The 19,517-nt window shown below is 64.6% G+C and carries 20 protein-coding genes and 2 tRNA genes; 8 read left to right on the top strand and 14 right to left on the bottom strand.

What is annotated here, in order from left to right; genetic code table 11:
• Window positions 1–117 precede the first annotated feature (117 nt).
• Together OCUBac02_RS10440 and OCUBac02_RS10435 are read right to left on the bottom strand one after the other, a co-directional pair.
• Window positions 118–447 (bottom strand): hypothetical protein, encoded by a 330-nt coding sequence (locus tag OCUBac02_RS10440; RefSeq protein ID WP_173045438.1) that lies wholly within the window; start codon window positions 445–447, stop codon window positions 118–120.
• A gap of 58 nt (window positions 448–505) precedes the next feature.
• Window positions 506–820 carry a hypothetical protein gene (locus OCUBac02_RS10435; protein WP_173045436.1) on the bottom strand — a complete coding sequence of 105 codons (315 nt, stop codon included), beginning with the start codon at window positions 818–820 and terminating at the stop codon, window positions 506–508.
• Window positions 821–1,018: 198 nt separating this feature from the next.
• On the opposite strand from OCUBac02_RS10435, the gene OCUBac02_RS10430 reads away from it, so the two are divergent.
• Complete coding sequence (locus tag OCUBac02_RS10430) at window positions 1,019–1,672, top strand: recombinase family protein (protein WP_244639153.1); 654 nt, start codon at window positions 1,019–1,021, stop codon at window positions 1,670–1,672.
• A 156-nt stretch (window positions 1,673–1,828) separates the two neighbouring features.
• Here the strand turns inward: OCUBac02_RS10430 and OCUBac02_RS10425 are convergent, their stop codons facing one another.
• Together OCUBac02_RS10425 and OCUBac02_RS10420 are read right to left on the bottom strand one after the other, a co-directional pair.
• Complete coding sequence (locus tag OCUBac02_RS10425; RefSeq protein WP_173045434.1) at window positions 1,829–3,106, bottom strand: DUF6538 domain-containing protein; 1,278 nt, start codon at window positions 3,104–3,106, stop codon at window positions 1,829–1,831.
• Between the two features lie 683 nt (window positions 3,107–3,789).
• Window positions 3,790–4,149 carry a hypothetical protein gene (locus OCUBac02_RS10420; RefSeq protein ID WP_173045432.1) on the bottom strand — a complete coding sequence of 120 codons (360 nt, stop codon included), beginning with the start codon at window positions 4,147–4,149 and terminating at the stop codon, window positions 3,790–3,792.
• Window positions 4,150–4,210: 61 nt separating this feature from the next.
• On the opposite strand from OCUBac02_RS10420, the gene OCUBac02_RS10415 reads away from it, so the two are divergent.
• Both OCUBac02_RS10415 and OCUBac02_RS27230 read left to right on the top strand, forming a co-directional pair.
• Window positions 4,211–4,795, top strand: coding sequence for a hypothetical protein (locus tag OCUBac02_RS10415; RefSeq protein WP_173045430.1), 585 nt, complete (start codon window positions 4,211–4,213; stop codon window positions 4,793–4,795).
• 209 nt (window positions 4,796–5,004) lie between these two features.
• Window positions 5,005–7,968: a hypothetical protein gene (locus OCUBac02_RS27230; protein ID WP_197933329.1), complete on the top strand. Its 2,964-nt coding sequence runs from the start codon at window positions 5,005–5,007 to the stop codon at window positions 7,966–7,968.
• A gap of 525 nt (window positions 7,969–8,493) precedes the next feature.
• Here the strand turns inward: OCUBac02_RS27230 and OCUBac02_RS10405 are convergent.
• The 4 genes from OCUBac02_RS10405 to OCUBac02_RS10390 form a co-directional block, all read right to left on the bottom strand.
• Window positions 8,494–8,570: transfer RNA gene (locus tag OCUBac02_RS10405), tRNA-Arg, on the bottom strand.
• Window positions 8,571–8,600: 30 nt separating this feature from the next.
• Entirely contained in the window at window positions 8,601–8,906 is a 306-nt protein-coding gene (locus tag OCUBac02_RS10400; protein WP_047574221.1) for an ETC complex I subunit, read from the bottom strand.
• Between the two features lie 66 nt (window positions 8,907–8,972).
• A tRNA-Pro gene (locus tag OCUBac02_RS10395) sits at window positions 8,973–9,049 on the bottom strand.
• A gap of 98 nt (window positions 9,050–9,147) precedes the next feature.
• Window positions 9,148–9,624, bottom strand: a complete 477-nt coding sequence (locus tag OCUBac02_RS10390) for a DUF192 domain-containing protein (RefSeq protein WP_173045428.1) — start codon at window positions 9,622–9,624, stop codon at window positions 9,148–9,150.
• Between the two features lie 202 nt (window positions 9,625–9,826).
• Here OCUBac02_RS10390 and OCUBac02_RS10385 point away from each other — a divergent pair, with 202 nt between their 5' ends.
• Window positions 9,827–11,659: a hypothetical protein gene (locus tag OCUBac02_RS10385; protein WP_173045426.1), complete on the top strand. Its 1,833-nt coding sequence runs from the start codon at window positions 9,827–9,829 to the stop codon at window positions 11,657–11,659.
• Window positions 11,660–11,809: 150 nt separating this feature from the next.
• Window positions 11,810–12,418, top strand: coding sequence for a CatB-related O-acetyltransferase (locus tag OCUBac02_RS10380; RefSeq protein ID WP_244639201.1), 609 nt, complete (start codon window positions 11,810–11,812; stop codon window positions 12,416–12,418).
• Here OCUBac02_RS10380 and OCUBac02_RS10375 read toward each other — a convergent pair.
• The 5 genes from OCUBac02_RS10375 to aspS are packed head-to-tail and all read right to left on the bottom strand — an operon-like array spanning window position 12,390 to window position 16,827.
• Window positions 12,390–13,436 carry an acyltransferase family protein gene (locus OCUBac02_RS10375; protein WP_173045422.1) on the bottom strand — a complete coding sequence of 349 codons (1,047 nt, stop codon included), beginning with the start codon at window positions 13,434–13,436 and terminating at the stop codon, window positions 12,390–12,392. The two genes, OCUBac02_RS10380 and OCUBac02_RS10375, sit on opposite strands and share 29 nt — an antisense overlap.
• Window positions 13,433–14,314 (bottom strand): glycosyltransferase family 2 protein, encoded by an 882-nt coding sequence (locus OCUBac02_RS10370; RefSeq protein WP_173045420.1) that lies wholly within the window; start codon window positions 14,312–14,314, stop codon window positions 13,433–13,435. The genes OCUBac02_RS10375 and OCUBac02_RS10370 overlap by 4 nt, the downstream gene beginning before the upstream one ends.
• A gap of 42 nt (window positions 14,315–14,356) precedes the next feature.
• Window positions 14,357–14,659, bottom strand: coding sequence for a hypothetical protein (locus OCUBac02_RS10365; RefSeq protein WP_173045418.1), 303 nt, complete (start codon window positions 14,657–14,659; stop codon window positions 14,357–14,359).
• 15 nt (window positions 14,660–14,674) lie between these two features.
• Window positions 14,675–15,043, bottom strand: a complete 369-nt coding sequence (locus OCUBac02_RS10360) for a hypothetical protein (RefSeq protein WP_047576184.1) — start codon at window positions 15,041–15,043, stop codon at window positions 14,675–14,677.
• Between the two features lie 5 nt (window positions 15,044–15,048).
• Window positions 15,049–16,827 carry an aspartate--tRNA ligase gene (gene aspS, locus OCUBac02_RS10355; protein ID WP_173049485.1) on the bottom strand — a complete coding sequence of 593 codons (1,779 nt, stop codon included), beginning with the start codon at window positions 16,825–16,827 and terminating at the stop codon, window positions 15,049–15,051.
• A gap of 142 nt (window positions 16,828–16,969) precedes the next feature.
• Here aspS and rnd point away from each other — a divergent pair, with 142 nt between their 5' ends.
• From rnd to OCUBac02_RS10340, 3 genes are all read left to right on the top strand, one after another.
• Window positions 16,970–18,109, top strand: coding sequence for a ribonuclease D (gene rnd / locus OCUBac02_RS10350; protein ID WP_173045416.1), 1,140 nt, complete (start codon window positions 16,970–16,972; stop codon window positions 18,107–18,109).
• A 93-nt stretch (window positions 18,110–18,202) separates the two neighbouring features.
• A complete protein-coding gene (locus tag OCUBac02_RS10345) occupies window positions 18,203–18,448 on the top strand; it encodes a type II toxin-antitoxin system Phd/YefM family antitoxin (RefSeq protein ID WP_173045414.1) in 246 nt (81 codons plus the stop codon).
• Window positions 18,438–18,719 carry a type II toxin-antitoxin system RelE family toxin gene (locus OCUBac02_RS10340; RefSeq protein WP_173045412.1) on the top strand — a complete coding sequence of 94 codons (282 nt, stop codon included), beginning with the start codon at window positions 18,438–18,440 and terminating at the stop codon, window positions 18,717–18,719. Before OCUBac02_RS10345 ends, OCUBac02_RS10340 begins: the two co-directional genes overlap by 11 nt.
• A 12-nt stretch (window positions 18,720–18,731) precedes the next feature.
• Here OCUBac02_RS10340 and fliP read toward each other — a convergent pair whose 3' ends face one another.
• Window positions 18,732–19,499 (bottom strand): flagellar type III secretion system pore protein FliP, encoded by a 768-nt coding sequence (gene fliP, locus OCUBac02_RS10335; RefSeq protein WP_465247769.1) that lies wholly within the window; start codon window positions 19,497–19,499, stop codon window positions 18,732–18,734.
• Between the last annotated feature and the right edge of the window lie 18 nt (window positions 19,500–19,517).

The raw sequence follows: 19,517 nt of genomic DNA, 5'->3' as shown, positions 1-19,517 counted from the left end.
CGGCCTTATTCAACTGTTGCTGCTGCCCGTTCGAGACTTCGCGAAGGGGCAGCAGACATTCGCTGCATCGGCTACGATAACGGTGCAGGCGACGCCCCCCGAACGCATCGGCAGCAGTTACTTCCGTTCTCTTTTCCTACTCAGAGCGCGTTCCAGCATCCCAATCACGTCGTCCCACGAGAATTTTTCGGTCAGATTTGTGACCTCAAAAGGCTCAGGAGACTGATGGTGGGTGTGATGAGTAAGCCCATTGATCGGGAAGCGGACGGAGTGCTCCATGTAATCTCCATCGGGAACTGTAATTTCATAGTGCGGAGCTATACCGTCTCCCGTCAGACCAAACCGCACGCGGCGTAGGTTCTTGTCGGCAATCATGCGCATGCTATTGAGCACGTCGCGGAAGTATTCGGGGTCTTCAACCAACTCATGAGGGCGAGAAGCGGTCATCGAAAACACCTTTTCAAACTGAAGAAAAAATAGGTTGGCGGAGCGAGGAAGCTTCCCATCACTGATTGCTGGAACGCTTCGCCCATGCTCTCCGACGCGATGCTGCACCCCGGATCGAAATTCCCATTTCTTGTGCGGCCTGTTCGATTGATCGGCCGTCATCGAACAGCTTGTAGATCGTCTCAATCCCCGCATCCGAAAGGTGGCCGGTCTCTCGGAAGTGATGGGGATTGCGGGTAAAGCTCAGCGAGGCATCGGGAGAGCCATCGAGCAGCTTTTGCACGATCGCAACAGCGGCACTCAGGTGGCGATGGAGTTCCTGGAGTTCACGGGACGACATGACGGCTTCCCCTTTCTGGCGGCGCGAGATCATGAACTTCAATGAAGTTACATGTAGTTCAATGAATCTTGTCGTCAAGAGGGAACGGGTTTTGGGTGCGTGATTTTTTGGGGAGGCTCAGAGCACAGGGATATCGTAGAACCCCGTTGCCCCATTTCTCCGCTGGAAGCTCTCCTCCTACAAACGGTCGTTTCCGCGACGCTGGTGATGGCGGCGTGATCGTCCGGGATTATGCTGGCGACGGTCTCGCAAAAACTGCTTGCAGAACTGGCTTCTCATGAGACCGTCGATGTGACGGGTTTCGAGAGAGGAGAGGCGATGAAGCTGGGGCTGGCGCGAGTTTCCACGGACGGACAAGATCACAGCCTCCAGCTTGACGCGCTGAAGGCGGCGGGGTGCGAGCGCATCTTCACCGAGACCATCTCCGGGACCAAGGCCGATCGCCCCGAACTGCGGAAGCTCCTCGATCATGCTCGTGCTGGCGACGTGGTGGTCGTGTACAGCCTGTCCAGACTGGCCCGCTCCGTGCGCCACCTCATCGACCTGAGCGAGGAGTTCCAGCGGCGCGAGATCGGCCTGAAGTCAATCACCGAGGCCATCGACACGACGACGCCTGCGGGCAGATTCCTCTATGTTACGATGTCGGCGCTGAGCCAGCTTGAAGTCGATCTCCTTCGAGAGCGTACCCATGCCGGTCTTCGGGCCGCCCGTGCGCGTGGAAGAGTCGGCGGTCGTCCAAAGGCCCTCGACCCGGTGAAGCTGACCGTGGTGAAGACGCTCATCGCCGAGGGCACGCTGACCATGTCCGAGATCGCCGAGCATGTCGGCGTCGCGCCCTCGACGATCTATCGAGCCGTGAAGGGCGGGCGGAGCGCGCTTGCCTGACGGTCCAGGAGATCGCCTTGAACACGGTGGAGGACGGTCAGGAGACCGCCGCCTAGTGCAACGTGATGTTGGTGCGCGAGAACATGCCGAACATGGTCATGGAGACCATGTCCAGGTCGGTGTTCACGAAGAGCATTCAGTCGAAAATGACCCCTCTCAGGCCGCGAGCCGCCGCAGGAACGGGAAGTCGATCTGGTCGATGTGCCGCTTCAGCAGCGGGAGATCGTCCTGAAGCAGGAGGTAATGCTCCTCGCTGATGTCGCCCGGTTTGTGGCCGGTGATCGCGTTGATCGTCGCCTTCGGCACTCCCACGACATAGGCGGCGTGCTCGAAGGTCTTCCTGAGCGAGTGCACGGTCAGCCGTCGATCAGTCCCGAGCGCCGCGTCGATCTCGCGGTTCAGCTTCATGCTGATCGCGCTGCTCCAACTCTCGGCAGAGGCCCGGTACTTCAACTCGGGAAAGAGCCGCTCGGGTGATCGACGAACATGGTCCAGAACACCCAGGTCGAGCAGGTCCCGGTGCAGCGGGATGTACCGCTTGTTGTGCGGGTTCTTCACCTTGGCCTCGTGCAGGTCGATCACCTCGACGCCGTCACGACGGACGAACCATGCCGCACGAAGCTGGGCCATCTCCTCCAGGCGGGCACCCGTCAGCAGCAACAACCTGGGCAACCACAGCACCGCGCCGTCCTCGCGCTCGGTCCTGCCGAAGAACCGGGTAAGCTGGTCATGGTCGAAGCGGGAGTAGCTGCGGCGCGCTGCAACGATCGCGGCACGGTCCGGCCCGAGGCCCCTAAACGGATTGCTGGTGATCAGCCCCGCTGCAAGGGCAGCGTTGCAGATCGTCGAGAGGCAGGTGACCGTCTTCTTCATCGTCGCGACCGAGCCCACCTTTAGCGAGCGCACGAACTTCTCCGCGTCCCTCCGGGTGATGGTGTTGACGGCGAGGTCCCCGGCCGAGGCCACGAAGCGCGTGATCGCCTTCTCCATGTCGAGCCTGGACCGCCGACGCGGCACGGCTCCCTTCCGTTCCTGGCGGCGTGGCAGATAGACCTCCTTGTACACCCGACGAAGAGTCATCCCCTTCTTCGATGCGGCCGGGCCGACCTGCTGCGCGATGGACTGCTTCCGGCCGGTCGCCGGGATGACGATCCTGTCCTGCCGATATGCGGCCGGATCGAACTGCCAGCGCGGGATCGTCCCAGCCCGAACCGCCGAGATCATGTCTCCGACATCAGCCGCAGCCCGCAGAGCCCGGCTTCGAGCCGTCAGGGGATCGCGGGTCTTGAGCGAGAAGGTCACCGACCGTCGCGTGCCTGCCGTACCGGCGGCAACCAGGGCCTCGAACACGTCGGCGGGAAGCTGGAACCGGAAGCCGAAGACGCCACCTCGCGTCCACTGCCTCGTGAACGGCACCAGCCCTAAACGTGCCATCCTCGATCCCGACCTCGCTCAACTTCTTCGGCCACATAGATAGACCGATCTGCCTCGAAACGAGGGGAACGCTACTTCGAAACGGGAATCCCGCAATCAAAAGAACATCTTGGCATCGCCCACCAGATCGACCTAGAGGCGTCCTGCCGGGCTCGCCACCATTGTTTTTATTGATAAATTTCCGTTTTTAGTACCGTTTCGGGATTGGCTTTAGGACTGGTTCTTAGGACCGTTTCGAATGCTCCGAATCCGGCCGGGAAGCACGGTCTTCGAGGACGTGCTGTTCGAGGTCGGCGCGACGATGTTGTTGATGTTGTCCTGGTCGAGGACATGATCAACGAGCGATGATGCGCGCCAATCGTTGGCGCGACGGTGGGTGAAGGGCGGGCGCAAGACCCGAAGCACAGCAGTCGGGACGCTGAGCCTATCGCGTGGGACGCTGAGTACAGGCGTGCAATACCGGGCCGTGTGATCAACGAGGGGTAGGCGCTCTGCGCCCACCCGCTCGCGTCGGATGACCAGCCGGGCAGCTTCGGCCGCTACGCGACCTCGGCCCGCCCGCTCCCCCGCCGATGGCTCTCGCCAGAGATGCGCGCGGAAAAACCCCTACGTAGATCGTATTCCATAGGGAGTTATATATGGAACACGACTAGTGAAGGGGTTTTCCGACCGGACTCCGCCCCTCAGGCCGCGCGCGATTTGGCGCGCCCGGTGGCCTCGTAGCGCTGATCCGAATCCATATGCAGACGCAGCCCGTAGCGGGCGCGACCGAGAACTCCGGTATGATGGTCGAGGAGAACATCGAGCAGGCGAAGGTTCACCAGCAACGTGTGGCGAGCATCTCCCTGATGGCGGAAGCCGAGGTTCCTCCCCGCAGTCTGGTTGAACTCGTCGATGTGACGCAGGCCAACCAGATCGTTCCGACCGGTCCACGCGTTAAGCGCCTGCAACTGCTCGTACTCGAACGCGGTCATCCAGGTCATGGTCTGGAGAATGTCGAGGCCCTTCAGGGCATTCGATCCCCGAGCACCCAAGTGGGTCATGGTGTCGGTCAGGGGTGCCGAAATCGTGGACTGTTGAGGTGTCCTCCATTATGGCGGCCTCATGAACGACGCCAAATTCCGCGAGAACGACCTATTTCGAGGCGACAGGGACAACTCCCGAACGAACGCCTGTGTCGGCGACAATGGCGGAAGATACGATCTTTACGACTACGCACTTGGGTACTTCGACGCAGCGTTGATTTTGCTAAGGGCTGCCCAACAATCTGGCGCGATTGTCGATACGCTGGTCTACCCTGCTTGTTACAGCTACAGGCATAGCCTGGAGCTATTCATGAAGTGGCTCGTCAACGAAATGGGCCGTTTGCTTGCGGATGAGGAACTCAAGGCCGCAAAGGTTCACGATCTAACCAAGAACTGGAATCGGGCGGCTGAAGGCTTTCAGAAACTGCCGAAACATATCGCGAAACCGGCTGAAATAGAACTTATCGCGTTGGCGATCCGGTGTGTTGATGAGATTGACCCTAATGGTGAGACATTCCGCTTCTCGGATGATCGGAAAGAGAGGCAACATCTAAAAGAGTGGAGCCTTATCAATCTAACTGTCCTACTCGGCTACGCCGAGGGTACGATCGAGATCATGAAAGATTGGCAGTACAGATTGGATAGCTATCGGGAGAATCGTTAGCTCATTTTAATTTCGACTTTCCGACCCTGCCTGCCGTACGATGATAAATATTGAAGCGCGGCCCGGCAGGCCAAGACAGAGCATCCTCGCCAGAACGATCAACCTCCGTTGGAGGGAGAAGAATTCGTCGGAGAGAATGGCCACGATCCAGTGGCGAGAACCCTGCACGACTGCCGGACGTGCAGGGTTTTTCATTACTGGATTTGAGCATGATCTATTCGAACACCGACACCGAGAACTTCAACACGTTGTGGCACGAGTACATCGGGCCGAAGCTGGGCAAGAAGCCGCTGAACCAGTTTCTCTCGGCCACGCAGAAGCAGGAAAAGTGGTTCGCCGAAATCATCCGCCCGAGGCTGTTCGTGCCGGACCAGTTCGGCGGCGTCTACTACCCGGTGGACGTTACGACGTTCTCGGTCGGTCGTAATCACCACGTCGCGGAAACGATCGCGTCCGAAGCCGACCCGCTGACGAAATTCGGCGGCGACCCGTGGTCGGCGCTGACCTACTTCGCCAACCCCCTTCGTGTCTGGCACCGTAGTCCAGTCGGCGAAGACAAGTCGATCAACGAGGCGCTCGCCGCCGATGCCCCGAAGGACCGCGTGGTCCTCGGCGACTACCATATACTTACCTACGAGTTCGATCTGAAGAATGTCGAGTTCCTGAAGGAGCAGCTTTCGTGGTTGCGGTCCCCTGGAAACAAGCTCGATTCCCGGATTGGCAGGCTGTTCAAGCGCTGCTCGGGCTATGCTGACTTCTGCGGGATCACGGTGAACTACTCGGGCAGCAAGAGTCTGCACATCCACGTGGTATTCTCGACCGCGCTCGCCCGCCAGAAGCTCGGGCTGGATGGCTATGGGGCAACCGATCTGCGCGATGGCTTCGCCGCGCATTGGGAACGGCTCCACGAGACGTTGCTTCCGATCCTGGACGTTCAGGGTCTTCGCGCCGACTCGGCCCTTCGGTTCGCCGAGGCATTCCGCCGCGTGCCCAACGGCTGTCGTGTCGTTGACGGGAAGCATCTGCTCGGCATCCCCGAGGGGACATTGGTCCCACAGATCACGTTGTGGGAGGAGTCGAGGAGCAGGGCTGCGGGCGACGATCTGCCGTTGTTCTGGACGCCCGAGGCATTCGGCGGAAACACACGTGCCAGGAAGCGCACGAAGAACACCAAGCCGCAGCGTGCCGGAAAGCCTGTCGGTGACATGAACCAGGAGGAGATGGACTACTGCGCGACAAGGCTCCGCGAATGGTACCCCGACTGGCCTCGGTTCGATCATCTCGACTTCGATGGCCGCAAGTGGAGCGCCAAGTTCAGGAATTCAGAGGCCGACCGCACCCCGTCGTCGATCATGCGCGAGAACTACGCGACGATCCATCTGGTCGGTCGTGACGCGGCTGAACTCAAGTCTCGGCGGCTGCCCTACGACCTCGGCGTGATGTTGCGTCTGTGGCGCGGCCAGTTGGCCAGCGAGCAAGGGCGTGTAGGCGATGTCGTCATGCTCGACGATCTGATCACTGTGCCGACCACGCAGCCTCTCACCGAGATCGAGCGGAGGTTTCGGGACGATGTCATCGACAAAACCAGTGCTGCGGCGGCGATGAACGCCTTCTTCCGCGTCACGGTACCGGTGAATCCCAGCCTGATGGTCGTCGCCCCGGAAGGCGTCGGCAAGACCTCTGTCGTTATGGCGCAGCATCACGAGATCGCCGCCGACCTCGAACGTCGTGGCGAAAGCTCTCTCGGGATGTACGCGTTTGCCGACTACAAGACGGCAGCCGAGAAGTGCGACGACTTCAACACATTGCAACAAGCGAATGGCTTCGTCGGCGTGGTGATCCCGAGCTTCGCCAGGATGTACGAAGAGGAGTGCGAGCGCATTGGCGTCAAGATGATCTCGATCATCGAGGCTGCCCGGACCGGGTTCGCTTCACGCCTCAGTGCGATCCGGGAACTTCAGCCGCAAGTCATGGATCGGTTTCGCCAGCAGCACGCGCAGGTATGGTCGCAGATCGGCGGCCAGTGCCCGGTGTTCTTCGGCGTCCATCAGGTCGCGCACGACTGGTGGAAGAACAGCCCAACCCGGACGATGTGGGCGCGCTCGTACTGGATGGAGGGTCTCGGCGACGATCGCGACGCCATTCTGCGCAAGGAGACCGATCTTGGTCTGCTCGTGCACGACGAGGTGAAATGGGACAGCCTCGTCGATGCCCAGCCCGAAGCAGTCGTCCGCTGGGTCGAGGACATGACGGACCAGGACCGCAAGGTCTGGGGGGCCAATCGCGCCAACCTGCACGATCGTCTCCGCAGTTTCGAGCATTTCTCCGCCCAGCACGACAGGCCGCTGGTGGGTGATACCCCCCTGACGTTCGAGGACGCCCAGCGGATCGCTGATGTCGTCGGCGGACTTGGCTCTTGGGACCACGTCGTCACAGCCGATAGCGGCGAGTACCGCTTCAGGAAGGCGACCGTGAACGACAACGGTGAGGCTGCTGACTTCCAGGACGGATACGAGCAGCGGCATGGCAGGGATTGGCGCGTCGTTTCCAAGAACTGGTGGTCAGGTGTCGCCGACCGCGTGATCCTACTGACGACAGAAGCCGTGCCCACGGCGGTCGCCCGTACTGCCGATCCCGACATGGCGATCTTCGAACTCGAAGCCCCCAAGGCGCGGCGCGATCTCGTTGATGTCTATGCCGATCGTTCAGTGCGCGGCGACAATCTCGCGAGCCTCTGCACGGACTTCCGCGCTGACCGTCCCGCCGAATCCTGGTTCATCGTCTCGAACCGTGTCCAGACCCTGCCCGACACGATGACCCATGCCGGGGCCAGGGGATCGAATGCCCTGAAGGGCCTCGACATTCTCCAGACCATGACCTGGATGACCGCGTTCGAGTACGAGCAGTTGCAGGCGCTTAACGCGTGGACCGGTCGGAACGATCTGGTTGGCCTGCGTCACATCGACGAGTTCAACCAGACTGCGGGGAGGAACCTCGGCTTCCGCCATCAGGGAGATGCTCGCCACACGTTGCTGGTGAACCTTCGCCTGCTCGATGTTCTCCTCGACCATCATACCGGAGTTCTCGGTCGCGCCCGCTACGGGCTGCGTCTGCATATGGATTCGGATCAGCGCTACGAGGCCACCGGGCGCGCCAAATCGCGCGCGGCCTGAGGGGCGGAGTCCGGTCGGAAAACCCCTTCACTAGTCGTGTTCCATATATAACTCCCTATGGAATACGATCTACGTAGGGGTTTTTCCGCGCGCATCTCTGGCGAGAGCCATCGGCGGGGGAGCGGGCGGGCCGAGGTCGCGTAGCGGCCGAAGCTGCCCGGCTGGTCATCCGACGCGAGCGGGTGGGCGCAGAGCGCCTACCCCTCGTTGATCACACGGCCCGGTATTGCACGCCTGTACTCAGCGTCCCACGCGATAGGCTCAGCGTCCCGACTGCTGTGCTTCGGGTCTTGCGCCCGCCCTTCACCCACCGTCGCGCCAACGATTGGCGCGCATCATCGCTCGTTGATCATGTCCTCGACCAGGACAACATCAACAACATCGTCGCGCCGACCTCGAACAGCACGTCCTCGAAGACCGTGCTTCCCGGCCGGATTCGGAGCATTCGAAACGGTCCTAAGAACCAGTCCTAAAGCCAATCCCGAAACGGTACTAAAAACGGAAATTTATCAATAAAAACAATGGTGGCGAGCCCGGCAGGATTCGAACCTGCGACCAGCAGCTTAGAAGGCTGCTGCTCTATCCATCTGAGCTACGGGCCCGAAAGCGAGGGAAGCCCTCGCCTGTCGGCATCAATGCGTCCACTGACCGACGCGGGTGAACTTGAAATTGTCCGAATAGGAGACGGTGCGGCGCTTGGCCTCGTTCGGCTGCTCGACGCGATAGGCGATGCCGTTGCGCGTGGCATAGGCGACGGCCTCGGCCTCGCTGTCGAACCAGAGCTTGAGCTGGCTCTTCATGTCCGAGGAGGAGGTCCAGCCCATCAGGGGCTCGATCTGGCGCGGCGCCTCCGGCTCGTATTCGAGCAGCCAGCGCTCGGTCTTGGCCGTGCCGGACTGCATGGCCGTGCGGGCCGGGCGATAGATGCGTGCGGTCATGAAAGCGCTCTGCCGTCACCAAAATCCCTGCAGCCCGTCCATCGGGCTGCCGCAAGACGTTTCCAGTGGTCGGGGCACCAGGATTCGAACCTGGGACCCTCTGCTCCCAAAGCAGATGCGCTACCGGGCTGCGCTATACCCCGACGGCACTTGAAACGTTGCGGTTCGCTATCATGCCACAGGGCGCGCCCGCAAGCTAAAGCCAATGGCACCGCACCCAACCTGCGCAGTGACGCAGCCCTCAGCGCTTGAACAGCGCGTGCTCGACCTTGTCGCCCGCCTTGATGCCGAGCTGCTTGCTGACGCCGCCATTGATCTCCAGCACGGAGAGCACCGGCTCGCCCGAGGGAATCGTGCGCGTCGAGAGCGGCTCGGTGCGCTCGGCGATGCGCGCGATCGTGCCGTCCGCTCGGATGAACAGCATGTCGAGCGAGATATAGGTGTTCTGCATCCACATCGCCACCGGCTCGCTGGCGGCGAAATCGAACAGCATGCCGCGATCGGCCGGCATGTAGTTGCGGAACATCAGCCCCTTCGCCCGCTGGTCCGGCGTGCGCATCACCTCGACCTGAAAGGCATGGCGCGTGCCGCCGCTGACGATCACCAGCGATTCGAGGCCGGCCCCCGCGCCCGGCTGGCCCTGCGCCCGTAAGCCGACGGGAGCAAGCGCGACAAGCGCCAGCATGACGGCGGCAAGAGCGGTTCTGACGGCATGCATCGCGTTGGACTCCGTGGCGGCCATGGCTTTGCGCTCTAGAAGCGGCCGATGGCAAATCTTCGGCAGATGGCCGCCTTCGCCGCCTTTCGGTCAAGCCTTTCGTCATCATATGAATGCGGGACGCCACGCAGCGCCGGCTGCCGGCTTTCTTTCGTCTTCCGCTTGCGGCAGTTTCGCCGGACCAGAACATCAGGAGATATCCATGATCGCTGCGCGCCCTCGTCGGACGACGCATCTTGCCGGCACGGCCCTGGCGGCCGTCTTCCTGACCTTCGCGTCCTCGGCCTGGGCCGCCGATTTCCAGCTCGACAATGTCAGGATCGACCTCGGCAAGCTGGTGATCAACGCGCCGAAGATCGCGGTCAAGGGCTCGACGCTGGAGAAGGAAGCCTTCCTGGCTCTGTTCACCGGCGCCGGCGAATCGGCGGCCGGGCGGGCGGCCAGGCTGAATGCCGCCGAGATCAGCGCGCCGGAGCTCTCTCTGGTGCAGACGGTCGGCGACCAGAAGCAGACCACGATCTATCGCGACATCCGCTTCACCGATGTCCGCGAGGGCAAGGTCGGCCGCGGCGAATCGGCCAGCGGCAGCATCAGCGCCGAGGGCGCCGCCACCGGCCCGATGAAGGGCGACCTGAAGCGCACCGCCTTCGAGGGGCTGGACCTGCGCCAGATCACGCGCGTGTTGACCGAGAAGTCCGCACCCGGCGGCAGCGAGCCGATGCTGCCGATCATCGGCACTTTCGAGCAGGACGGCTACAGCCTCGACATGGGCAAGGCCGGCAGGATGTCGCTCGGCAAGACGACGGCGCGCGGCTTCGCCGCCAAGGTCGGCCCCGAGCCGCTGCTCGAGGTGATGTCCCGCCTCGCGGCGGCCAGCGAGGAGGTCGAGCGCAAGCAGGGCGGCAAGAAGCCCGCCGATGCCGACAAGTCGCCGGCGAAGACCGAGGCCGAACGCCAGCTCGGCCTGTCCGTGCTCGCGCTCTTCGACATGTTCGAATACGGCAGCGGCGAGACACGCGACCTCGTCATGAATGTCAGCCCGCCGCCGAAGGCCGGCGAGAAGGCGGACCCCGTCGACATGCGGATCGCCCGCATGGCCTTCGGCGAGAACGCCCCGGCGAAGTCGGGCTTCGCCATGGAAGGCCTCCAGTTCCGCTCCGGCGAGGCCAAGGGCGGCGTCGATTCGATCGCCTATTCCGGTTTCTCCTTCGATTCCGTCATCCGCGAATGGCGGGCCGCGCTGGCCGATCCGGACAAGCCTCTCGACGAGATCGATTTCCGGCGCTTCATTCCCAAGATCGGCACGATCCGCCTCGCCGGCATCTCGATCGACGCGCCCGCGATCATCACCGGCAAGGAGCCGGTCAAGATCTCGCTCGGCACCTTCGAGCTCAAGGCGGGCGAGCAGCTCAACGGCATTCCGACGAGCCTGGCGCTGACGATCAACAATCTCGTCACCCCGATCTCCGAGGCGACCGGCCATCCCGCCGCCAGGGACATGATCGCGATGGGCATCCGCTCGCTCGACCTCTCGGCCAAGCTCGACCTCGCCTGGGAGCAGGCGAAGAACGAGATCGCCATCCGCACGCTCTCCTTCGGCAGCGCGGGCCTTGCCCAGATCGAGGCCTCCGGCACGCTCGGCAACGTCACCAAGGACCTTTTCGCCGGCGATCTCGCTCTCGCGCAGGTGGCGGCGCTCGGCGCGACCGCCCGCAACCTGCAGGTCAAGCTGCAGAATTTCGGCCTGGTCGAGAAGCTGATGGAGAACGAGGCGCGCAAGTCGAAGCGCAAGGTCGAGGACGTCCGCCAGCAGTTCACGATGGTCGCGAGCCTCGGTCTCGCCGCGATCCTGGGCCCGTCCGATGGCGCCAAGAGCCTGGCCGCCGCCGCCTCCCGCTTCGTCGCCAGGCCCGGCACCTTGACGGTCTCGGCCAGCGCCAGGTCGGCAACGGGCCTCGGCCTCGCCGACGTCATCACCATGACGGAGCCGACGGAGATCTTCGAGAAGATCGACCTCAAGGCCGATGCGCAGTGAGCTGAGCATTTTCAAGCGAAGTGGACACCGGTTCGCGTGAAGAAAATGCGGCCAACTGAGGATGGCGCGGTGGCGTCCGCGGATCTCGACTGGCGCCCGTCCGCCCTCCAGGCCTGGTGGGCGGGCCTGCCGCCGGTTCCCCGCGGTTGGCTGCGCAAGCGCCTGAATCCGGACAACCAGACCCGGCTGCACCTTGCGAAGCTCGTCGCAAGGCGGCCGGGGCAGTTCACGATCGGCCCCTATACGTATGGCCGCCCGAAGGTGCGCTTCCCCGAGAGCGGTGCCCGGCTGGTGATCGGGCGCTACGGCTCGATCGCGGATGGTGTCGAGATCCTGCTCGGCGGCAATCATCGCCTCGACTGGGCGACGACCTATCCCTTCCCCGCCCTGCCCGGGCTTTGGCCGCAGGCCGCCGGGATGTCCGGTCACGACACGACACGCGGCGACGTCGCCATCGGCCATGACGTCTGGCTCGGCTCGCAGTGCATGATCATGTCGGGCGTCACGATCGGCCACGGCGCCGTGGTCGCGGCGCGCGCGGTCGTGACGCGCGACGTGCCGCCCTATGCGATCGTTGCCGGAAATCCGGCCCGCATCGTCAGGTATCGCTTCGACGAGGCCCGGATCGCCGCGCTCGTCGAGACCGCATGGTGGAACCGGCCTCGCGCCGAGATCGAACCGCTGATCCCGCTGCTGCTCTCCGAGCGGATCGACGCGTTGCTGGAAGCGCTCAGGAAGCGCCCATCAGCCGGCGCTTGAGCCCGAGCGCCGGCTTCTCGATCAGGTACCAGGACAGCGCCGCCACGACGAGGGTGACCGCCAGCGACGGCCAGAGCAGAGCCACGGCGCCGAGCGACGGGAACAGCGCGTGCAGCGCCTGCTGCACCGGCCAGCCATAGAGATAGACGCCATAGGATAGGTCGGCCGGCGGCTCGACCGCGCGCCGCGTCAAGGCGGGCGCCAGCGCCAGCACGAGCACCCCCCAGGCGGTGACGAGATAGAGCGCTGCCTTGTAGAGCGGCGTGAAGGACAGCGGCACCAGCGCTGCCAGCGCGAGCACCAGAAGCGGCAGCGAAAGCGGCACCTTCTCGCGATAGAGATACACCACGCCCCCTGCGAGGAAGATCAGCGGCAGGCGCAGAGCGGTCTCGGTACCCTTGGGACCATGCGGTGTGACCACCTCCCGCAGGACCACTGCGATCGTCAGCGCCCCCAAGGCCGCCAGCGCGACGCGCGGCCGCGCCAGAAGCCCTGCGAGGCCCGCGCCCAGCACACCGAGATAGCACAGCGTCTCGTATTTCAGCGTCCACACCGTCCCCAGCGGAAAGGGCAGCGGATTGGTCTCGAACACGCCCGGCAAGGCCGCCGCGCTCTTGAAGGTGGTGAGCGTGCCCGAGATGAAGCGCCACAGCCGCGGATCGCTGAAATAGGCGGATCGGTCGAGCGTCGTCATCAGCGCGCCCAGCATCAGCGCGACGAGAAGCGTCGCCGCGATCAGACCCGGCGCGATCCGCAGCAGGCGCGCGACGACATAATCGCGCCAGCCGCGCCGCACGAAGCTCATCGTCACCAGGAAGCCGGAGATCGCGAAGAAGCCGTTGACGGCATGCTCGCCCAGCGTGAAGCCGGTGGTCTGGAACCAGGGCTCCTGCTCGACCCGCCCGTCAGTGACGCTGAAGGCATGCGAGACGACCACGGCGAGCGCCATGACCAGCCGGAGCAGGCCGAAATTATTGTGCGGGTTGGCGAGCGCCTCCGCGACCGTGGGCCGGCTCATGACGTCTCTTCCAGTCCTTCATGAGCCAGGGCCGTCTTGCCGCGCCGCCAGGCGTGCGCGCCGGCGGCCGACCCGGCATGCGCGAACATCTTCTCGCGCTTCAGCAGCAAGCCATAACCCGCCGCCTTGCCTGCATTCTCCAGCATCCGGATCGGCCCCGGTCCGGCGAGGCCGTATTTCCGGGCGATATAGTGCTCGGACCAGGCAAGGTGCCAGCGCGCCTTGAAGCGCCGCTGCGGCGACGGCGCCGTCGAGCGTCCCCGCCCGTGACGCGCCTCAGCGGCATGGACATGGACGAGCGCGTGTCCGGCATCGCGCATGCGCCGGCACAGATCGTCATCCTCGTAGAACAGGAAGATCGCCGGGTCGAAGCCGCCGAGCGCGATGAAGACCTCGCGCCGGATCAGCAGGCAGGCTCCCGACAGGAAGGGAAGACAGGCATCGCCCGCCGGGATCGTCATCGCGCCGGAACGGTTGAGATGCGGCGGGGACAACAGCGAGCGCGGCTGCAGGAAGATGCGGCCGGACGGTTCGACGATGCGCGGCGCCAGCATCCCCGCACCGGGATAGCTTTCCGCCGCCTCCAGAAGCGCCGCTGCAGCGCCGCGCCCGAGTTCCAGATCGGGATTGACGATCAGCACATGGGACGTGTCGGCCGCCGCGACGCCGATATTGTTGGCGCGGCCATAGCCCTCGTTGCGGGCATTCGCGATCACCCGCGCGCCCTTCGCCTCCGCGATCGCACGGCTGTCGTCGCTGCTGGCATTGTCGACGACGATGGCCGGCACGCCCTCCCCGGCCAGCGCGTCGAGGCAGGCGGGCAGGACCTCGGCGCTGTCATAGCTGACGACGATGGCGGTGATGGCGGCGGCGGGCATTGCCGCCTTGTGGCCATGTCGGCCGGCCGGACGCAAGCGATTTCAGCGGCGTGCGAGCGCGCCGATCTCGCCCTTGATCCGCTCGCGCTCGCTCGCCTCGCAGCGATGCGGCGCCTTGTAGGACTTCACGGCATAGCCGGCATTGGCGGCGACAAAACGCTGCCGGTCCTGGCGGTCGAGCCGCGCGATGATCCGGCCGCGATCGACGGCCAGGCCGCAATCATAGGCGCGCGAGACCGTCGCAGCGGCATACTCCACCGTGCCCGGACGCGGGCTCGCGACGGTCGTGCAACCGGCCAGCGCAGCCGCGGCCAGCGCGGCAGCAAAAGGTTTCGCGGGTCTCATGACAGCCGAAACCACTCAGAGAGCGTCGAAGTTCCCGGCGCGGATGCGGCCCATCCGCTCCCGCAACGCCGTCCGCTCCCCGGCCGTGCAGGCTTGCGGCCGCACGCCCTGGTTGACCATCTCGGCCTCGGAGACGCCGACATAGGCCGCACGCGCCGCCGCGATCTGCCGATCGTCGGCACCGCGCGCCTTCTCGGCAGCGAGGAAGCGGTCGAGCGTCGAGCGCTGCGGCGAACCCGCCTTGCAGGCGATGGCGCGCGATACGGTCGTCGCCAACGCCGACGCCCGGCCGGAGCTGCTCTCGCCGGCGCCGACGCAGGCACCGAGCGACAGCGCGAGAAGAATGGCGAGCGGCAGCGTCCGCCCGGTCCGCAGCGAAGCCATGGTCGTCAGCCGTTCTTCTCGGGCAGGTTGACGCGCAGATGCGCCTCGCGGAGTTGCTTCGGCGTCGCCTCGGCCGGAGCGCCCATCAGCAGGTCGACGGCCTGCTGGTTCATCGGGAACAGCGCGACCTCGCGCAGGTTGGTGGCGCGCGCCAGCAGCATGATGATGCGGTCGACGCCCGCCGCCATGCCGCCATGCGGCGGGGCGCCGTACTGGAACGCGCGATACATGCCGCCGAAGCGCTCGATCACCGTCTCCTCGCCATAGCCGGCGATCTCGAAGGCCTTCACCATCGCTTCCGGCTTGTGGTTGCGGATGCCGCCGGAGGCCAGCTCGAAGCCGTTGCAGGCGATGTCGTACTGGAACGCCTTGAGCGAGAGCGGGTCTTCCTCGTTGAGCGCCTTCAGGCCGCCCTGCGGCATCGAGAAGGGGTTATGCGAGAAATCGACCTTCTTCTCGTCCTCGTTGTACTCGAACATCGGGAAATCGACGATCCAGGCGAAGGCGAAAGCGTTCTCGTCGATCAGGTTGAGCTCCTGGCCGACCTTGTTCCGGGCGCTGCCGGCGAACTTGTAGAACTTGTCCGGATCGCCTGCGACGAAGAAGCAGGCATCGCCGCCCTTCAGCCCCATCTGCTTGATGATCGCAGCGACGCGCTCGGGGCCGATGTTGTTGGCGATCGGCCCCTGGCCCTCGCCGTCCTCCTTGACCATGAGATAGCCGAGGCCCGGCTGCCCCTCGCCCTGCGCCCAGGAGTTCATCCGGTCGCAGAAGGCCCGGCTGCCGCCCTTGGGACCGGGGATCGCCCAGACGCGATTCTTCTCGCCTTCGAGGATACGCGCGAAGACCTTGAAGCCCGAGCCCCGGAAATGCTCGGAAACGTCCTGCATGACGAGCGGGTTGCGCAGGTCCGGCTTGTCGGAGCCGTATTTGGCGATCGCCTCGGCATAGGGGATGCGCGGCCAGTTCTTCTGGACGCTCCGCCCCTCGGCGAATTCCTCGAACACGCCGGTGATGACCGGCTCCATCGTCGCGAACACGTCCTCCTGCTCGACGAAGCTCATCTCGACGTCGAGCTGGTAGAACTCGCCCGGCAGGCGGTCGGCGCGCGGGTCCTCGTCGCGGAAGCAGGGCGCGATCTGGAAGTAGCGGTCGAAGCCCGCCATCATCAGGAGCTGCTTGTACTGCTGCGGCGCCTGCGGCAGCGCGTAGAACTTGCCGGCATGCAGGCGGCTTGGCACCAGGAAGTCGCGCGCGCCTTCCGGCGAGGACGCCGTCAGGATCGGCGTCTGGAACTCGGAGAAGCCCGAATCCTTCATGCGACGGCGCATCGAGTCGATGACCTTGGTCCGCAGCATGATGTTGTTGTGCAGCTTCTCGCGGCGCAGGTCGAGGAAGCGGTACTTGAGGCGCGTGTCCTCGGGATATTCGAGGTCGCCGAAGACCGGCAGCGGCAGCTCGGCCGAGGGCCCGAGCACCTCGATCGCCGTCGCGAAGACCTCGACCGCTCCGGTCGGCAGATTGGCGTTCTCGGTGCCTTCGAGGCGCGCCTTGACCTTGCCGTCGATGCGCACGACCCATTCCGAGCGTAGCGTCTCGGCATCGGCAAAGGCCGGCGAATCGGGATCCACCACGACCTGCGTCATGCCGTAATGGTCGCGCAGGTCGATGAAGAGCACGCCGCCATGGTCGCGGATGCGGTGGCACCAGCCGGAGAGACGGACATTCTGGCCGATGTCGCTGTCACGGAGCGCGCCGCAGGTGTGGGAACGGTAGCGATGCAGGGTCACGGGTCGGTCTTTCGGAAATGCGTCGGAGGCCGGCGCAACGCGCCAGCCGCAGCTTGCGGCTAAGCACACGCGCGCGCCCGAAATGTCAAGAACGCCCGCGACATCCCGCGCCTGTCTCTGCTAAGACGATCTCACCATGCATCTCATTTCCGATACCGCCGCGCTCTCCGCCGCCTGCGACCGTCTCGCGATCCACCCCTTCGTCACGGTCGACACCGAGTTCCTGCGCGAGACGACCTATTATCCCAAGCTCTGCCTGATCCAGATCGCCTCGCCGGACGAGGCGGTGCTGGTCGATCCGCTCTCTCCCGATCTCGACCTCGCTCCCTTCTTCGGGCTGATGGTCAACGAGAACGTGGTCAAGGTCTTCCACGCTGCTCGCCAGGATCTGGAGATCGTCTGGCTGCTCGGACGCGTCCTGCCGACCCCGCTCTTCGACACACAGGTCGCCGCCATGGTCTGCGGCTATGGCGACTCGGTCGGCTACGAGCAGCTCGCCAACGACCTCGCCAAGGCCCGCATCGACAAGTCCTCGCGCTTCACCGACTGGTCGCGCCGCCCGCTGACCGATGCACAGTTGTCCTATGCCGAGTCCGACGTCACCCATCTGCGCGATATCTACCTTGCCCTGAAGGCCGATCTCGACGCCAGCGGCCGTGAAAGCTGGGTCGCCGAGGAGATGTCGGTGCTGACCTCGCCGGCAACCTACGAGGTCAAGCCGGAGAACGCCTGGCAGCGCCTGAAGGGCCGCATCCGCAAGCCGCGCGAACTGCCGAACCTGATGGAGATCGCCGCCTGGCGCGAGCGCGAGGCGCAGACCCGCGATGTACCACGCCAGCGCGTGCTCAAGGACGACGCCCTAATGGATATCGTCCAGCGCGGCCCGCGCTCGGTCGAGGCGCTGGCCGAATTGCGCTCGGTTCCCAACGGCTTCGAGCGCTCGCGCAACGGCGCCGAGGTCCTCGCCGCCATCGAGCGCGCCGCCGCCCTGGATCCCAAGACCCTGCCCCGGCTGGAGCGCGAGCGCGGCCGGCCGACCAATGCCGCCGTGCTCGACCTGCTCAAGGTCCTGCTCAAGGCGGTCGCGGATGCCGAGCGCGTCGCGCCCAAGATCATCGCCTCCAGCGACGATCTCGATGCCATCGCCTCCGACGATCTCGCCGACGTCCCGGCCCTGCACGGCTGGCGCCGCGGCGTCTTCGGCGAGAAGGCCCTGGCGCTGAAGAACGGCACGCTCAGCCTGCGCATCCAGCGTGGCCGGGTCGTGGTGGGCTGAGCGCCTCTGGCGACGCCGGCGACAACACGCTATATTGACCTTTATTCAGACCTGAAATTGGCACCTTATTTCCGGGTCGAGTAAGGAAAAGCCATGCAGCGTGTCGAAGCCGAAATCGCCGTCAGCGTCTCCGATCTCAAGAAGAATCCCACCGCCGTCGTCGATGGCGCGCGAGGCAACCCTGTCGCGATCCTCAACCACAATCGCGTCATGGCCTATATGGTGCCGGCCGATACCTATGAAGCGCTGGTGGACGCGCTAGACGACCAGCTTCTCGTCGAGATCATCCGGGCGCGAGCCACCGAAAAGGGCAAGCCGGTCAGCCTCGATGAGCTATAGGCTCGAGTTCCTGCCATCGGCGCGGAAGGAATGGGACAAGCTCGGCGCAACGCTGCGCGAGCAGTTCAAGAAGAAGCTCGGCGAGCGGCTGACCCACCCGAGAGTCATCGCCGATGCGCTGCACGGCCTGCCCGATCACTACAAGATCAAGCTCCGCGCAGCGGGCTACCGATTGGTCTATCGCGTCGAGGACGAGCGGATCACGGTGATCGTCGTGGGGGTGGGCAAGCGCAAACGCTCTCAGGTCTATGAAGCCGCGAAGAAGCGGTGAGCCGCGCCGATCTCACCCGCTGCCGTAACTCTTCACCAGCGAGCCCGCGACCAGCCCCCAGCCGTCGACCAGCACGAAGAAGATCAGCTTGAACGGCAGCGCCACCGTCACCGGCGGCAGCATCATCATGCCCACCGACATCAGGATCGAGGCCACCACGAGGTCGATGATCAGGAAGGGCACGAACAGCAGGAAGCCGATCTCGAAGGCGCGGCGCAGTTCCGAGATCATGAAGGCCGGGATCAGCACCTCGACGCCGATATCCTGCGGCGTCTGCGGGCGCGGCCCCTGCGACATGTCGAGGAACAGCGCCAGATCCTTCTCGCGGACATGCTTGAGCATGAAGGTCTTGAACGGCACGACGCCGCGATTATAGGCCTCCTGCGGCTGGATCTGGCCGGCGACCAGCGGCTGCACGGCCGTCGTATAGGCCTCGCGCAAGGTCGGCGCCATGACGAAACCGGTCAGGAACAGCGCGAGCCCGAGGATCACGGCGTTCGGCGGCGCGGTCTGCGTGCCCAATGCCGAGCGCAGCAGCGACAGCACCACCACGATCCGCGTGAACGACGTCACCATGATCAGGATCGACGGCGCCAGCGACAAAACCGTGATGACGGCGATGAGCTGGAGCGCCCGCTCCGCCACGCCGCCGCCCTGCCCGAGATCGAGCGACAGCGTCTGCGGCAGCGCCGGTACCGTCTGGAGCACGAGCAGCAGCGCAGCCGCCGCCAGCGCGCGCCCGCCTCGAACCCGTCTCGCTCGTCCGCCGATGAATGTCACGCGCGCCGCCACAGCCCG

The organism is Bosea sp. ANAM02 (genome assembly GCF_011764485.1).
Taxonomy (GTDB): Bacteria; Pseudomonadota; Alphaproteobacteria; order Rhizobiales; family Beijerinckiaceae; genus Allobosea.
The sequence above is the reverse complement of the archived record's forward strand: the minus strand, read 5'-3'. Positions and strand labels throughout refer to the sequence as shown.

Coding starts and splice junctions, on each gene's coding strand:
- OCUBac02_RS10440 (WP_173045438.1), bottom strand. CDS start 447: ATGACCGCTTCTCGCCCTCATGAGTTGGTTGAAGACCCCGAATACTTC.
- OCUBac02_RS10435 (WP_173045436.1), bottom strand. CDS start 820: ATGATCTCGCGCCGCCAGAAAGGGGAAGCCGTCATGTCGTCCCGTGAA.
- OCUBac02_RS10430 (WP_244639153.1), top strand. CDS start 1,019: ATGCTGGCGACGGTCTCGCAAAAACTGCTTGCAGAACTGGCTTCTCAT.
- OCUBac02_RS10425 (WP_173045434.1), bottom strand. CDS start 3,106: ATGGCACGTTTAGGGCTGGTGCCGTTCACGAGGCAGTGGACGCGAGGT.
- OCUBac02_RS10420 (WP_173045432.1), bottom strand. CDS start 4,149: ATGACCCACTTGGGTGCTCGGGGATCGAATGCCCTGAAGGGCCTCGAC.
- OCUBac02_RS10415 (WP_173045430.1), top strand. CDS start 4,211: ATGAACGACGCCAAATTCCGCGAGAACGACCTATTTCGAGGCGACAGG.
- OCUBac02_RS27230 (WP_197933329.1), top strand. CDS start 5,005: ATGATCTATTCGAACACCGACACCGAGAACTTCAACACGTTGTGGCAC.
- OCUBac02_RS10400 (WP_047574221.1), bottom strand. CDS start 8,906: ATGACCGCACGCATCTATCGCCCGGCCCGCACGGCCATGCAGTCCGGC.
- OCUBac02_RS10390 (WP_173045428.1), bottom strand. CDS start 9,624: ATGCATGCCGTCAGAACCGCTCTTGCCGCCGTCATGCTGGCGCTTGTC.
- OCUBac02_RS10385 (WP_173045426.1), top strand. CDS start 9,827: ATGATCGCTGCGCGCCCTCGTCGGACGACGCATCTTGCCGGCACGGCC.
- OCUBac02_RS10375 (WP_173045422.1), bottom strand. CDS start 13,436: ATGAGCCGGCCCACGGTCGCGGAGGCGCTCGCCAACCCGCACAATAAT.
- OCUBac02_RS10370 (WP_173045420.1), bottom strand. CDS start 14,314: ATGCCCGCCGCCGCCATCACCGCCATCGTCGTCAGCTATGACAGCGCC.
- OCUBac02_RS10365 (WP_173045418.1), bottom strand. CDS start 14,659: ATGAGACCCGCGAAACCTTTTGCTGCCGCGCTGGCCGCGGCTGCGCTG.
- OCUBac02_RS10360 (WP_047576184.1), bottom strand. CDS start 15,043: ATGGCTTCGCTGCGGACCGGGCGGACGCTGCCGCTCGCCATTCTTCTC.
- rnd (WP_173045416.1), top strand. CDS start 16,970: ATGCATCTCATTTCCGATACCGCCGCGCTCTCCGCCGCCTGCGACCGT.
- OCUBac02_RS10345 (WP_173045414.1), top strand. CDS start 18,203: ATGCAGCGTGTCGAAGCCGAAATCGCCGTCAGCGTCTCCGATCTCAAG.
- OCUBac02_RS10340 (WP_173045412.1), top strand. CDS start 18,438: ATGAGCTATAGGCTCGAGTTCCTGCCATCGGCGCGGAAGGAATGGGAC.